The 15,756-nt window shown below is 40.7% G+C and carries 9 protein-coding genes; all 9 read left to right on the forward strand.

From position 1 onward, the window contains the following. Positions 1–35: 35 nt before the first annotated feature. The 9 genes from I6E78_RS07705 to I6E78_RS07745 all read left to right on the forward strand — a co-directional run bounded on the left by I6E78_RS07705 (position 36) and on the right by I6E78_RS07745 (position 15,738). Positions 36–1,592: a type I restriction-modification system subunit M gene (locus I6E78_RS07705; RefSeq protein ID WP_197182243.1), complete on the forward strand. Its 1,557-nt coding sequence runs from the start codon at positions 36–38 to the stop codon at positions 1,590–1,592. Continuing rightward, positions 1,589–2,836 carry a restriction endonuclease subunit S gene (locus I6E78_RS07710; protein WP_197182244.1) on the forward strand — a complete coding sequence of 416 codons (1,248 nt, stop codon included), beginning with the start codon at positions 1,589–1,591 and terminating at the stop codon, positions 2,834–2,836. Before I6E78_RS07705 ends, I6E78_RS07710 begins: the two co-directional genes overlap by 4 nt. Next, complete coding sequence (locus I6E78_RS07715) at positions 2,837–4,483, forward strand: AAA family ATPase (RefSeq protein ID WP_231617960.1); 1,647 nt, start codon at positions 2,837–2,839, stop codon at positions 4,481–4,483. Between the two features lie 4 nt (positions 4,484–4,487). Next, on the forward strand, positions 4,488–5,528 hold the full coding sequence (locus tag I6E78_RS07720) for a virulence RhuM family protein (RefSeq protein ID WP_231617961.1): 1,041 nt from the start codon (positions 4,488–4,490) through the stop codon (positions 5,526–5,528). Further along, positions 5,525–8,638, forward strand: a complete 3,114-nt coding sequence (locus I6E78_RS07725; RefSeq protein ID WP_197182246.1) for an HsdR family type I site-specific deoxyribonuclease — start codon at positions 5,525–5,527, stop codon at positions 8,636–8,638. Before I6E78_RS07720 ends, I6E78_RS07725 begins: the two co-directional genes overlap by 4 nt. Positions 8,639–8,720: 82 nt before the next feature. Further along, complete coding sequence (darG, locus tag I6E78_RS07730; protein ID WP_197182247.1) at positions 8,721–9,788, forward strand: type II toxin-antitoxin system antitoxin DNA ADP-ribosyl glycohydrolase DarG; 1,068 nt, start codon at positions 8,721–8,723, stop codon at positions 9,786–9,788. A 264-nt stretch (positions 9,789–10,052) separates the two neighbouring features. Beyond that, entirely contained in the window at positions 10,053–10,667 is a 615-nt protein-coding gene (locus tag I6E78_RS07735; RefSeq protein ID WP_197182248.1) for a hypothetical protein, read from the forward strand. Positions 10,668–10,879: 212 nt separating this feature from the next. Further along, positions 10,880–11,833 (forward strand): ribosome biogenesis GTPase YlqF, encoded by a 954-nt coding sequence (gene ylqF, locus I6E78_RS07740; protein WP_011329575.1) that lies wholly within the window; start codon positions 10,880–10,882, stop codon positions 11,831–11,833. 449 nt (positions 11,834–12,282) lie between these two features. Next, positions 12,283–15,738 carry a PAS domain-containing hybrid sensor histidine kinase/response regulator gene (locus I6E78_RS07745; RefSeq protein WP_011329574.1) on the forward strand — a complete coding sequence of 1,152 codons (3,456 nt, stop codon included), beginning with the start codon at positions 12,283–12,285 and terminating at the stop codon, positions 15,736–15,738. Positions 15,739–15,756 lie beyond the last annotated feature (18 nt).

Genomic DNA, 15,756 nt, shown 5'->3' on the forward strand with positions numbered 1-15,756 from the left:
TAATATTAAATAACGTACTTTACGGGAATAAAGAAATGACAAGTAACCAACAACGTGCTGAGCTTCAACGACAAATATGGGCTATTGCTAACGATGTGCGAGGTTCAGTAGATGGTTGGGATTTCAAGCAGTACGTTTTGGGTACTTTATTCTATCGTTTTATCAGTGAAAACTTTGAAGTTTACATCACAGGCGGTGATGAAAGCGTGAATTATGCTGCCATGGTCGATGATGATGAAAACATTCTCGCTGCAAAAGATGATGCAGTCCGTTCGAAAGGATATTTTATCCTTCCAAGCCAGTTGTTTAGCAATGTGGTGGCCAATGCACACAAAAACGAAAATTTAAATACTGATTTGGCAGCTATTTTTGCTGCAATTGAAAACTCAGCTAATGGCTATGATTCAGAAAAAGACATCAAAGGCTTGTTTGCGGATTTTGATACCACCAGTAACCGCTTGGGTAATACGGTAGAGGCAAAAAACAAACGCTTGGCAGCTGTGTTAAAAGGTGTGGCAGGTTTAACTTTTGGTAACTTCGAAGACAACCAAATTGATTTATTCGGTGATGCTTACGAGTTCCTTATCTCCAACTACGCGGCAAATGCCGGTAAATCCGGTGGCGAATTTTTCACCCCTCAGCACGTTTCGAAATTGATCGCGCAGCTGGCCATGCACGGCCAAACCAGTGTGAATAAAATCTATGACCCTGCGGCGGGTTCGGGCTCGTTGCTGTTACAAGCTAAGAAGCACTTCGATGCGCATATCATTGAAGATGGCTTTTTTGGTCAAGAGCTAAACCACACCACCTACAACTTGGCGCGTATGAATATGTTTTTGCACAACATTAACTACGACAAGTTTAATATTCAGTTGGGTGACACTTTAACCGAACCGCACTTTTTAGACGACAAACCGTTTGATGCGATTGTCTCTAACCCGCCTTATTCAGTGAAATGGATTGGTAGCGACGACCCAACCCTAATCAACGACGACCGCTTTGCGCCCGCTGGCGTATTAGCGCCTAAATCAAAAGCCGACTTTGCTTTTGTACTCCATGCCCTCAGTTACCTATCAAGCAAAGGCCGTGCAGCGATTGTTTGCTTCCCTGGTATTTTTTACCGTGGTGGCGCAGAACAAAAAATTCGCCAGTACCTTATTGATAACAACTATGTGGAAACCGTGATTTCATTGGCACCTAACCTGTTCTTCGGCACCACCATTGCCGTGAATATCTTAGTGCTGTCTAAACACAAAACCGACACTACCACCCAGTTTATTGATGCCAGCGGCGAGGCTTACTTTAAAAAGGAAACCAATACCAACGTAATCACCAATCAGCACATTGAAGACATAATGAAAGTGTTTGCCAGCAAAGAGGATGTGGATCACTTTGCCAAATCCGTTGATTTAGATGTCATTGCAGCCAATAGCTACAACCTATCAGTGAGTAGCTATGTAGAAGTCAAAGATAATCGCGTAGTCACAAACATTACTGAACTCAATCGCGATCTAAAAACCACTGTTGCTAAAATTGATGCGCTTCGCAGTGAGATTGATGTCATTGTGGGCGAAATCGAGGGCGAAGCATGAGCCATCTGAATTTTATGGATAAGTTACTTGATGGCTATGAGGTTGAGTGGAAACCATTGGGTGAGGTAGGTGAGTTTATTAGAGGAAATGGATTGCAAAAAAAAGACTTTACTGACACTGGCTTTCCAGCAATCCATTATGGCCAAATTTATACACGGTACGGACTAGAAGCACAGAGTACTTTCGTTTATGTAACTCATGAATTAGCGAAAAAACTAAAAAAAGCCAAAAAGAATGATCTTTTGTTAGCAACAACATCAGAGAATGATGAAGATGTAGTTAAGCCGCTTGCGTGGTTAGGTGACGATGTTGCAATTTCAGGTGACATGATGCTTTACAGGCATAGTAATAACGTTAAATACTTAGCTCATTTTTTCACATCTGATTCATTTCAAGAGCAAAAACGGAAATTTATAACTGGCGCAAAAGTTCGAAGAGTGTCAAAGGACAACCTAGCAAAAATACTCATCCCCATCCCATGCCCAGATGACCTAGAAAAATCGCTGGCAATACAAGCTGAAATAGTGCGTATTCTGGACGCATTTACCGCCATGACCGCCGAGCTGACCGCCGAGCTTAACCTACGGAAAAAACAATACAACTACTACCGCGACCAGTTGTTGAGTTTTGAAGGTGGTGAAGTTGAGTGGAAGACGTTAGGTGAAGTTGCCGAGTATTCAAAGGCTCGTATTAGTCACATAGAACTAGATGACAATAATTATGTTGGTGTTGAAAGCTTGCTTCAGAATCGAGCTGGTAAAATAGACTCCACTCGTACTCCAGATAGTGGAAATCTTACACAATACAATCCAGGTGACATCTTAATAGGGAATATACGCCCTTATTTGAAGAAAATTTGGCATGCAGATCGAGTTGGCGGCACGAATGGTGATGTTCTTGTTGTTCATCCTACTGATAAAACTATAAATCCACGATATTTGTATCAAGTGTTGGCTGATGATAAGTTTTTTGAATACAACATGCAGCATGCGAAAGGTGCAAAAATGCCACGAGGAAATAAGCTAAAAATTATGGAGTATTTGGTTCCAGTACCATTTGCTAGCAATAAAGAGAAATCGCTTTCTGAGCAAGAACGCATCGTTACTATTCTCGATAAATTCGACGCACTAACTAGCTCTATTACCGAAGGTCTCCCACGCGAAATCGAGTTACGCCAAAAGCAATACGAATATTATCGTGACCTGTTGTTGAGCTTCCCTGAACCTATGGAGGAACCAGCGTAAATGAGCGGTCAAATGTACAACCTGATCATGGCAAGCGTGCCTAGCTTTTACTCAGGCGATCAAGGGGAATTCACGATTCCGAAAGACAGGTTTCTTGAATACACGGAAGCCGCTATCAAAGGGCAATTTCAATCATTAGATCAGGATGCAATAAATAAGCTCAAGAATCTGCCAACCATGTTTGCGGTCGAGAATGAAGTTGTTGATGCAAGAATTGGGGAAATTACCGATATTAAAGTTAATTCTAATAATTTACGCATTAAGTATAGATTTGGCAAAGACTACTACCCTTTAACCAGAGGGCTTCTAAAGGAGAAACAACAAAAATTAGATATCGATGATTTTGAGTTTCACCGGGGGCATTGGGCCGTTAAGAAATGTGATATTTCTGAATTTTATGGGGAGTATTTAAAATCACTTGCAGGGATTGCTCATAAATTAAAGAATACTGATAAAAAAGTGCAGTTAATCTATGCCTTTAATGGCACAGGTAAGACGCGTTTATCCCGTGAATTTAAAGAGATTATCGCGCCAAAGGAAGATGGGCTTGATGATCTTGATGGTGCAGAGCAAGCGCCACTGTCGCGCCACAAGATTTTGTATTACAACGCGTTTACGGAAGACTTGTTTTACTGGGATAACGACTTAGATGCTGATTCAGAGCCGAAGTTAAAAATCCAACCCAATACGTTTACCGATTGGATCATAAGAGATCGTGGACAAGATCAAAACATTATTACCAACTTTCAGCGCTATACCAATAATAAGTTAACGCCTCAGTTTATTGAGCAAACAAAACAAATATCTGAGAATGGTCGAAGAGTTAATATTAGTACCTTTCCGGAAGTTAAATTTACCTATGAGCGTGGAACAGAACATACCCCGCCGATTAAAATATCCAAAGGTGAAGAAAGTAACTTCGTGTGGAGTGTTTTTTTTACGCTACTTGAAGAAGTTATGGAGATCTTAAAAGAGCCTGATATAGATAAACGTGAAGATGACTATTTTAATGAACTTGAGTATGTTTTTATCGATGATCCGGTAAGCTCTTTAGATGATAACCACTTAATTGAATTAGCCGTTAATTTGGCAAGCCTTATAAAATCAAGTGAGTGTAATATTAAGTTCGTAATTACCACTCATAACCCGCTTTTTTATAATGTGCTATCTAATGAGTTTAATAATAAATGGTGTAAAAATCCTGAAGCTCAGCCGCGTGTTTGGAACTATAAGCCAAACCAATGCCAGAAATATCGTTTAAATAAAAATATCGAAGAGAAGTTTGATTTAATTGAACTTGGTGTGAAAACGCCGTTTTCATATCATTTGCACTTATTGTCGGAGATAAGAAAAGCCATTAATGATAATCAAGTTAAAAAGTATCACTTTAATTTTATAAGAAATATTTTAGAGAAAACCGCTACGTTTTTAGGGCACGATAAATGGGAAAGCCTTCTTCCCAAAGTCGCTGATAATTCTTTCGACTCATATGCCAATCGAATTCTACAGTTATCTAGCCATTCTGCACATGCAGGTGAAGAGACTGGAGAGGTTGAGGAAAATGATAAAGTAAAACTAGAAGAACTTGTTAATTTTTTAAGCAGTGAATATGGCTTTTTGAAACTGGAGGCTGAAGGTGACCAATAAGAATTTGACCATACAAGACCAAACCTCTGAATTTTTACTCTACACAGCACCTAGTGGCGAAGTTAAAGTGGAAGTGCTACTTAGTGGTGAAACCATTTGGTTGACGCAAGAACGTATTGCAGAGCTGTTTGGCGTGCAGCGACCGGCGATTACCAAACATTTAAAAAATATTTTTGAAAGCGGTGAATTACAAGAGCAACTGGTATGTTCCATTTTGGAACATACCACTGCACATGGCGCGATAGCTGACAAGACCCAAACCAAAGCGGTGAAATACTACAACCTAGATGCCGTTATTTCCGTTGGCTATCGGGTTAACTCAACTCAAGCTACACAGTTTAGGATTTGGGCAACACAGCTGATTAAAGACTACATCATCAAAGGCTTTGCCATGGATGATGAACGCCTTAAAAATGGCCGTTTTTTTGGTAAAGATTATTTTAAAGAGTTGCTGGAACGAGTGCGCTCTATTCGCACCAGTGAGCGACGTATTTATCAGCAAATCACCGATATTTTTGCTGAATGCAGTATTGATTACGATCCTAAATCAGAAACTACGCGTTTGTTTTACGCCCACGTGCAAGACAAGTTTCACTTTGCTATTACCGGCCATACTGCGGCTGAAATTATTGCACTTAAAGCCGATGCCAGTCAGCCATTAATGGGTATGACAACTTATAAAAATGCACCTGAGGGGCGGATACTTAAATCAGATACGACCATCGCGAAAAACTATCTGGCAGAAGATGAAATTAAAAAGCTCGAACGCGCTGTGTCAGCATTTTTTGATTACATAGAAGGTATTATTGAACGCCGTAATACTTTTACCATGGAAGCCTTCGCTGAAAGTGTGAATAAGTTTTTGGCATTTAACGAATACCAAGTATTAGAAGGCTATGGCAATGTAACCCGCAAGGCGGCTGAGCAAAAAGCCCATGAAGCTTATGAGCAATTTAACAAACAACAAAAAATAGAATCTGACTTTGACCGCGAAGTTAAAAAGCTACTTGGGCATGGAAGTAAGAAAAAGGATGTAAACGAATGACGACTTATAAAACGGTGGCAGAATCCAATAATTTTATTGTTTTAGATAAATACACTAAAGACTGGCAAGTTAATGAAAACTTTCAGAGCGAAGGTGATTTAGAGCGTGAGCTGATTCAGGACCTAAGCAACCAGGGCTATGAGTATTTACCTGCGCTAACGACACCCAATGCCATGCTGGTGAATGTGCGCAAACAACTACAAGCCCTGAATAAGGTTGAGTTTACCGATGCTGAATGGGTTCGCTTTTGTGATCAATACTTGAACACACCCAGCGACAATATTTTCGACAAAACCCGCAAGGTGCACAGTGACTATATCTTCGATTTTGTTTTTGATGATGGCCATATAGAAAACATCTACCTGTTCGACAAGAAGACCATTGCGCGTAACAAAGTGCAGGTGATTAAGCAGTTTGAACAAACGGGGAGCCATGCAAACCGTTATGATGTGACGATTTTGGTCAATGGTTTGCCTTTGGTGCAAATCGAACTGAAAAAGCGTGGTGTGGCGATCCGCGAAGCATTTAATCAAATACATAGGTACAGTAAAGAGAGTTTTAATGCAGAGAATTCACTGTACAAGTTCTTGCAGCTTTTTGTGATCTCCAATGGCACCGACACGCGCTATTTTGCCAATACCACTAAGCGAGACAAAAACAGCTTCGACTTTACGATGAACTGGGCGAAGTCAGACAATACACTGATTAAGGATTTGAAAGATTTCACGGCTACTTTTTTCCAGAAAGAGACGTTGCTTGAAGTGCTCTTACATTACTCGGTGTTTGATGTTAGCAATACCTTGCTCGTGATGCGCCCCTATCAGATTGCGGCCACCGAACGTATTTTATGGAAGATAAAAAGTGCATTTAACAGTAAAAGTTGGGCTAAGCCTGAAAGCGGCGGGTATATTTGGCATACCACAGGTTCAGGCAAAACCCTCACCAGCTTTAAAGCCGCGCGTTTAGCCACCGATTTAGACTGTATTGATAAGGTCTTTTTTGTGGTTGACCGTAAAGATCTCGATTTTCAAACCATGAAAGAATATCAGCGATTCTCGCCTGATAGTGTGAACGGTTCAGACAGTACCGCAGGGCTTAAAAGCAACTTAGATAAAGACGATAACAAGATCGTTGTTACGACAATTCAAAAGCTCAACAATTTAATAAAGAATGAGAGCGATTTAGCGATATACAACAAGCAAGTGGTATTTATTTTTGATGAGTGCCATCGAAGTCAGTTCGGTGAGGCACAGAAAAACCTGAAGAAGAAATTCAAAAAGTACTACCAGTTTGGCTTTACGGGTACGCCCATTTTTCCTGAAAATGCCTTGGGTGCAGAAACAACGGGCGACGTGTTTGGTCAGCAGTTGCACACTTATGTGATCACTGATGCCATTCGTGATGAGAAAGTACTTAAGTTTAAAGTGGACTATAACGATGTTCGCCCACAATTTAAGAGTATTGAGACTGAACAGGATGATAAGAAGCTCAGTGCCGCGGAGAACAAGCAGGCATTTTTGCATCCGATGCGCATTCGTGAAATCTCGCAGTATATTCTGAGCCATTTTAACCAGAAAACGCATCGAGCCTATTCTGGCGCGAAAGGGTTTAACGCCATGTTTGCGGTAAGTAGTGTTGATGCGGCTAAAGCGTATTATGAAAGCTTTAAAACATTGCAGGCCCAGGATGAGAATGGACCCACAAGTAAGCCTTTACGCATTGCTACTATCTTCTCATTTGCTGCTAATGAAGAGCAGGACGCCATTGGTGATATTTTAGATGAGAGCTTTGAAGTAAGTAGCCTAAACAGCAGTGCGAAAGAGTTTTTGAGCGCCGCGATCACTGATTATAACGCCATGTTTAAATCCAACTATGGCGTGGACAGTAATGGCTTTCAGAACTATTACCGCGACCTTGCCCAACGAGTTAAGAACCAGGAAATAGACTTGCTCATCGTGGTGGGTATGTTTTTAACGGGCTTTGATGCGCCTACGCTCAACACTTTGTTTGTTGATAAGAATTTGCGCTATCACGGCTTGATGCAGGCGTTTTCTCGCACTAACCGCATTTATGATGCGACTAAGACCTTTGGCAATATTGTTACCTTTCGGGACTTGGAACAGGCAACCATTGATGCCATCACCTTGTTTGGTGACAAAAACACCAAAAATGTGGTGTTGGAGAAGAGCTACAAAGAATACATGGAAGGCTTCTACGATATTGTTAACAAACAAGCGCGTCGAGGTTTTGTTGATATCGTAAAAGAGCTGCAAGAACGCTTTCCAAACCCAGAAAACATTGAAAAAGAACAAGATAAAAAAGAATTTGCAAAGCTGTTTGGTGAATACCTAAAAGCAGAAAATATTTTACAAAACTACGATGAGTTTGCTGGTTTAAAAGCGCTGCAAAGCCTAGATACCAATGATGAACAAGCAGTTGAAGAGTTTAAGTCAAAGTACTATCTGGACGATGCTGATATCGAGGCAATGCAAACCATCGATATGCCTAGCGAGCGTTCTATCCAAGATTATCGTTCTACTTACAACGATACCCGTGACTGGTTACGACGCGATAAAGAAGGCCAGGACAAAGATAAGTCAACGGTAGACTGGGACGATGTGGTATTTGAAATTGATTTGCTTAAATCTCAAGAAATCAACCTCGACTACATTCTAGAACTGATTTTTGACCACAATAAGAAGAACAAGAGCAAAGGTGGCTTGATTGAAGAAGTCCGCCGTATGATTCGCGGTAGCCTTGGAAATAGAGCTAAAGAGAGCTTAGTAGTTGATTTTATTAACCAGACAAACCTTGATGAGATCAATGACAAAGCCAGCATCATCGACGCCTTCTTCAAGTTTGCTCAGGCGGAGCAGAAGCGCGAAGCCGATACCATTATCGCCTCTGAAAAGCTAAATGAAGAAGCTGCCAAACGCTACATTGCCTCATCACTTAAGCGAGAGTATGCCTCTGAAAATGGCACTGCACTTAATGAAGCGCTACCAAAGCTTAGCCCATTGAATCCACAGTACCGAACCCAGAAGCAAACAGTTTTTCAGAAAATCGCCGCTTTTGTTGAGAAGTTTAAAGGTGTGGGTGGGCAGCTCTAGGGGTGTAGCGGAAATGTTTACAGGATTGCACAACATAAACCTGAGGTCGTAGTTAGGCCGCAGTGGTACTACTGAGGTTAAGATGATTACTTATCAAACAGGCAATATATTACATGATCAAGCTGATGCTATTATCAATACAGTTAACACTGTAGGGGTAATGGGTAAAGGGCTTGCTTTGCAGTTTAAAAAGGCCTTTCCTGATAACTTTAAGATATACAAAAAAGCCTGTGATGATAAAGAGCTAATAACAGGTGAGGTGTTAACAGTTGAGCTTAACTCTATTAATGCACCATTTTATATTATTAACTTCCCCACTAAAGCGCATTGGAAAGGTAGTTCTAAGCTTGAATATATAGAGCAAGGGCTTAACAGCTTAAAAGCTGAGGTAAAACGATTAGGTCTTAAATCAGTTGCTTTACCAGCACTGGGAAGTGGCTTAGGTGGCTTAGATTGGAATGCTGTCGATTCACTAATACAGCGTTCTTTAAATGAATTGCCAGACGTTGAGTGGCATGTATATCCACCACAAAATGCACCAACTGCCCAGGCGATGCCTAATAAAACTAAAAGACCCGATATGACACTCGGTAGAGCTGCCGTTTTAGGTTTGATAGAACGTTATACCTCTACAGGGTTTGGTTATCGCTTATCGCTACTAGAAGTGCAAAAGCTGGTTTATTTTTTAACAGCGGCGGGTGAGCCTTTAAATAAAGTGGTATTTCAAAAGCATCATTATGGTCCTAATGCTGATGTACTTCGCCATGTGTTAGATAAAATGGAAGGCCACTTTATTACCGGCTATGCAGATGGCATAAACAAGCCAGATACGCCAATTGAGCTTAAAGATGATGCGGCTATCGAAGCAATTAACTATTTGCAAGCATGCCCTGAAACAAAGCAACGATTTGATAAAGTCGCCAGGCTAATAGAAGGTTTTGAGTCGCAAAACGGTATGGAGTTACTTTCAACTGTGCATTGGGTTGCAACGAATGAGCTAGAGGGCAATAACATTACTGATGAAGAGCTTATTAATACAGTACATAGCTGGAATGCTAGAAAGTCGCAAATGAAGCCCACCCATATCCTTGCTGCTTGGAACAAGCTCAAACAAGAAGACTGGCTAAATTTAAAAGCACAAACAGCTTAAAACGAATCTAAAGGGAAGCTTGGGGTTTCCTTTTTATGCCGTATTTTTGCTTCAGGTAATCCTCGTTAATATAATTGTGATTAAAACGTTTACCTATCGCATCTACCTGCTTGTTTTTATAAAAGCCGATCACAATTAAATAAGTATAAAGCATTGTTTTCATAATAAAATCTAGTAATCCTATCCTATTTTGGTAAACTGAAATTCTACAAACATGGATGTATAAGTTGTTAATACTCCAAACTTAAAATTAATGGACTTAAAATGAACGAAGAAAATAATTCAGTAGTAGAATCAAATACAGTAGAACCTAAAGCGATTGACCCTAAAGAATCCCCGTTTAAATTTATTCAAGAGCACCCAGATCGCTTTTTGTGGGCATTATGTGTAGTTCCTATTTTAGGCCTAGTAATTGAGTTGGCCTTATCTATACCGTTAATGTATAGCTTTTTCATTTATTTAGGTCTCAATGTTGGTTTCTCTATTCTCGATGAAAAAGAATTAAAAAAGACTGACCGAATCGCCCCTGCACATTGGATGGTTCTAGTTGTGCCAATATATATTTGGCAGAGAGTTAAGCTCAACAAACAAGACAAGAAAGCATTTTTCGCTTGGGTTATTGCATTTATATTTTCAACATTTATAACAGAAATGATTAATGATAACGCAATAGAAGAGCAAGCCTGTCAGTTAGTGACCGAAATCTATCAAGAGCAGTTTTACCAAAAATCAAGCGAATGTATAGCTGTAACGCTAGATGAAGAAGTTAAAAGTGGCTTCTATAAAGGTACTGCTGTTATGAATAATGGAGTGGATGTGTATATTACAGTAGATATACGCAAGGATGATGAAATATATGTCCAGATACCAAACCAATAAATCCTATAAATAAGAAAGGCGCCACTAGGCGCCTTTCTTATTTATAGGGAATAATGTCATATTCCGTGCCTAATTTATTTTAAGAAGAATTAAAGTACCATTGTGTAGTAAACTTACTCTCATTACGAAAAGTACAAAAGCATAGTTTTACTTTTAGTACCCACATTAGTACCCATAGGCTGCGGTCTTTAATTAAAGGTCATATAAATCAAATGAGTAGAGCAGGAATACAGTGGTTCCCTGGGCACATGAATAAAGCCCGCAACGAAATTAAAGAAATAATGCCGCAAATGGATGTGATTATTGAGGTGCTTGATGCGCGCATTCCTTATAGTAGCGAAAACCCTATGGTGGCGACGCTGCGTGAAGGTAAACCGGTAATTAAAATTTTGAATAAAGCCGATTTAGCCGATCCAAAAATGACTCAAATATGGAAAGATTACTTTGAGCAAGAAAACGGCGTAAAAGCAATTGCTTTTGGTAATGATAAAGCGGCTGAAGTACACCGTATTAATGAGCTGTGTAAAAAGTTAGTGCCTCACAAGGTGGGTGCCGATAAGCAAATTAAAGCCATGATTATGGGTATTCCTAACGTGGGGAAATCTACGTTAATTAATGTGTTAGCTGGGCGTATAGTTGCTAAAACAGGTAACGAACCTGCGGTAACTAAAGCGCAGCAACGTATTAAGCTTGAAGACGGCATTATGCTTTACGATACGCCGGGTATGCTATGGCCAAAAGTTGAAAATGAAAACTCGGGTTACCGCTTAGGCGCAACTGGCGCAATACGCGATACAGCACTTGAGTATGAAGAAGTGGCGAGCTACACAGCTGAGTATTTAATAAAGGCGTACCCTGAGCTACTAAAAACACGCTACAAAATAGATGAACTACCAGAGAGTGACTGGGAGTTTGTTGAATTAGCGGGTAAAAAGCGTGGTTGTATTCGTGGTGGTAACCAAATAGACACTTACAAAATGTCGGAAATTTTAATTAACGAACTACGCGATGGCATTATTGGCCGCATTACTATGGAAACCCCACAAATGCGTGAGGAGGAAGAGATAATGGTTGCTGGTTTACGTGCGGCTGCGGCGGCTAAAAAGCAAGCCAAAGAAGACGAAAAGTTACAACGCCGAGCGCGAGCGCGTAAAAATCGTCGTTAATAATTAACCTGAATTTAGATAACTGAAAGTAATTTAATAGCTAAATTACAGACATAAAAAAAGCCCGTAAGGGCTTTTTTAGTTTCATATCTACCGTCACCGATATGAGCAATGTAGCAAGTAAAATAGTAGGGCGGTTACTCGTTATCAACATCAAGGGGCGTTGTGTTGAATTTACAAGTAACCATAGCAGTTAACGTGCGCTACACGTTGTTCCAGGGTCGAGAAACAAATCAGTTTATTTCGTAACAAGTTAGGATGTACTTCCTTCTTGTTGATAGTGATTATCAATTAGATTTAGGTGTGTGTCAACACTCAAATGCAAATAGTTCTTATTTATTTTTATCGAGTATGTTTTGAATTGTTAGCACTAAAGTGGGTGCTGCTTTTTTCTGCAAAAACACATATGCTAGTTAAATAATTATAAAAATAATTAAAAGAATAAAACTATGTTTTCTATTTGGTCGATTAGCTTAATTGCCGTGGTGTATTTAGGCATATTGTTTGCTGTTGCAGGGTGGGCCGATAAGCGTAAGGTTTTACCTTTTAAAGGCTTAACTTATGGTTTGTCGTTAGGGGTTTATTGTACCTCGTGGGCTTTTTTTGGCACTACCGCACAGGCTGCAAGTAATGGCTGGTGGCTCGCCCCTACTTATGCGGGCACTATTATATTATTTATTTTTGGTTGGCAGCTATATTGCCGCATTGCGCATATTTGTCGGCAACAAAAACTTACCTCAATGGCCGACTTTATAGCCACTCGGTATGGACAATCATCGAGTTTGTCGGGTTTGGTGTCGCTTATTTCGGTGATTGCAATTGTGCCGTATATTTCTTTGCAGCTTAGTGCTACGGCGCAAAGTATTAACTTGCTTACCGACCGAGCACCCACGCAAAGTAATGCAGTGTGGGCCGACAGTACTTTTTATATCACCTTGCTTTTAGCTTTATTTGCTATTTTATTTGGTGCTAGGCGGTTACGCCCAAGCGAGCATAACCCAGGGCTTATCGCCAGTATTGCGTTTGAGTCGGTGGTAAAGTTACTGGCATTTATTACAGTGGGTTTATATGTTTGCTTTGCACTATTTGATAACCCAGTCGCCTTATACGAAAAAGCCTATGAGCTTAAACTACCCACCCAAGTTACCGCTACGCAAAGCCCTGTTTATGTATATGTTGCGCACACCTTACTAGGGCTTTTAGCTACGTTATGTTTGCCGCGTCAGTTTCATATGAGCTTTATTGAAAACAATAACGACAATGAACTGGCCAAAGCGCGGTGGATATTTCCACTTTATTTGCTACTAATTAATTTATTTATTTTACCTATAGCTTACGCCGGCTTGGTTTACTTTAATGGCAATGATATTGGCCACGATTCTTTTGTATTAGCATTGCCTATGGCGGCAAACAATACCCTGGTAACGTTATTGGCATTTTTAGGTGGGTTTTCGGCAGCAACCAGCATGGTGATTGTATCGTCGATTGTATTATCGGTAATGATCACTAATGATTTTATTAATCAGTTTATTTTACGTCGCTCGCAGCTTACCTCAAGTAGCCGTGGGTTAGATAAAAACAACTTATTACATGCGCGCAAAATTGTTATTGTACTCATTTTACTACTTAGTTACTTTACTCACCGAGTACTTGGAGAAACCAGCACTTTAGCCACAGTGGGCTTAATGTCGTTTACTTTAGTGGCGCAGTTTGCACCTGCCATGATAATTGGTTTGTGGTGGCGACATGCCTCTTGCAGAGGCGCGCAACTGGGTATTTTAACCGGCTTTGTTATTTGGGGTTATACCTTACTATTACCAAACTTGGCCAGTGGCCTGGGGAGCCAAAGTAGTTGGCTAACAGAAGGGCCATGGCAAATAGCTTGGCTGGCGCCTACCGATTTATTGTCGCTTGGTTTGGAGAGTATTAGCCAAGCGTTATTGCTATCTTTAGGTGCAAATTGCTTAGTGTATTTATTAATGCCCTTTTTTAGCCAAGCCACTCTTGCTGAGCGATTACAAAGTAATAAATTTATTGCACAACCCCATGATTCGCGCCTAGACACTACATTGCATCCGTTGAGTTATCATGACCTGGGGGCTTTATTGCAGCGTTTTGCTGAAAAAGAGGCCAGCCAATCGTTAGTTAATCATTATTTTCCAGATGATAAAAGCCAATGGAAAAGCCCGGCTAAAGCCGAGTTAGAGTTATTGGTAGAGCGTGAAATGTCGGCAGTAATAGGCGGTGCATCGGCACGGCTTATTTTAGACGTAGCTAAAAATGAGCAACGCCAACCATTAGAGCAAGTGGCCGAATTTGTAGATGAGGCCAGCCAAGTACTTAAATTTAACCGCGATCTTTTACAATCTACAATTGAAAACATTCAACAAGGTATAAGTGTGGTAGATAGTGAATTGCGTTTAGTGGCGTGGAATAAAGGCTATAAACGTATGTTTACTTACCCAGACGATGCTTTATATATTGGCCGCCCAGTAGCCGATATTATTCGCTTTAATGCGCTGCGAGGGTTATTTAATAGCGGTAATATTGCCATTGAAATAGATAAGCGCTTAGCGTATTTAAAGCAAGGCAGTGCTTATAAGTTTCAGCGTTCGCACAGCGATGGCCGAGTGTTCGAAATGCAAGGCAACCCACTGCCCGGTGGTGGCTTTGTAACTACTTATACCGATATTACCGAGTTTGTAAAACAACAAAAAGCACTAACGCTAGCCAATGTAAGCCTAGAGGAAAAAGTAGCAACTCGTACCGCAGCATTAACGCAAGCTAACCAAGAGTTATCGCAGGCAAAACAAGTAGCCGAGCAAGCTACTGTGAGCAAAACCCGCTTTTTTGCGGCGGCCAGCCATGACTTATTGCAACCATTTAATGCCGCCAGCTTGTTTTGTTCTTTAATGAACGAAAAAGCACAAAGCTCTGAGCTAAAAGCGCTAGCACTCAATATTAAAAACTCATTAGGCAGTGCAGAAGAACTGCTTAGCAGTATTTTAGAATTAACCAAGTTAGATTCTGGCTCATTTAAAGTGCAGGCCAGCGAGTTTGATGTTAGTAGTTTAATTGAGCCGCTACGCAACGATTATTCGGCATTAGCAGCAGAAAAAGGCCTTAAATTTATTGTAAAGCAATGCGATGTACGCATACATACAGATAAAGCACTGTTGCGGCGGGTATTACGTAATTTACTTAGTAATGCCATACGCTATACCGAGCGCGGCGAGGTACGCTTAAAAGTGTTGCTTGAAGATGACAGCCATGTGTCGTTTGTTATTGAAGATACCGGTGTGGGGATTGCCGCAAGCGATCAGCAAAGTATTTATCAAGAGTTTAAGCAGCTGGGCGAAAAGCCCAATGCCGAAGGCCTAGGGTTAGGATTGTCGATCACTAAGCGTATTTGCGACTTACTGCAAATACCTTTGGTTATGGGTTCTGAGCTAGGTAAAGGAACGCAATTTACGCTCACCATGGCATGCACAGTAAGTAAAGCGGTACAACCTACTCAGCGGGTAATGCTTAACCCCGATACCGAACTAGGTCGCTTGCGTATTTGGCTGCTTGATAACGATAAAAATGTGCTTGATGCACTTAAGCAACTACTGCAAAACTGGGGCTGCGAAATAGCCACGGCAACTAATTTAGCTGAGCTTGAGCAATTAAAAGCAAGCGCTGCATTACCACAACTACTTATTATTGATTATCAGCTCGATGATGGTGTAACCGGGCTTGAGGTGCTTAATAAGGCGCTGCTTACTAACTTGCCGGTAATTGTAAATACAGCAAATCATGATGAAAGCATACGTGAGCAAGTGCTTGATGCAGGTTATCCGCTATTGTATAAACCGCTAAAAGCACCGGCATTAAAGCGTATGATTAAGCGACTAACCAAGTAAGTTAACGTGTAGTGTTTG

The organism is Pseudoalteromonas sp. NZS127 (assembly GCF_015864805.1).
GTDB lineage: Bacteria > Pseudomonadota > Gammaproteobacteria > Enterobacterales > Alteromonadaceae > Pseudoalteromonas > Pseudoalteromonas nigrifaciens.

Bases quoted from the DNA above. Each gene is read 5' to 3' on its own strand.
- I6E78_RS07705 (WP_197182243.1), top strand. From the start codon at position 36: ATGACAAGTAACCAACAACGTGCTGAGCTTCAACGACAAATATGGGCT.
- I6E78_RS07710 (WP_197182244.1), top strand. From the start codon at position 1,589: ATGAGCCATCTGAATTTTATGGATAAGTTACTTGATGGCTATGAGGTT.
- I6E78_RS07715 (WP_231617960.1), top strand. From the start codon at position 2,837: ATGAGCGGTCAAATGTACAACCTGATCATGGCAAGCGTGCCTAGCTTT.
- I6E78_RS07725 (WP_197182246.1), top strand. From the start codon at position 5,525: ATGACGACTTATAAAACGGTGGCAGAATCCAATAATTTTATTGTTTTA.
- darG (WP_197182247.1), top strand. From the start codon at position 8,721: ATGATTACTTATCAAACAGGCAATATATTACATGATCAAGCTGATGCT.
- I6E78_RS07735 (WP_197182248.1), top strand. From the start codon at position 10,053: ATGAACGAAGAAAATAATTCAGTAGTAGAATCAAATACAGTAGAACCT.
- ylqF (WP_011329575.1), top strand. From the start codon at position 10,880: ATGAGTAGAGCAGGAATACAGTGGTTCCCTGGGCACATGAATAAAGCC.
- I6E78_RS07745 (WP_011329574.1), top strand. From the start codon at position 12,283: ATGTTTTCTATTTGGTCGATTAGCTTAATTGCCGTGGTGTATTTAGGC.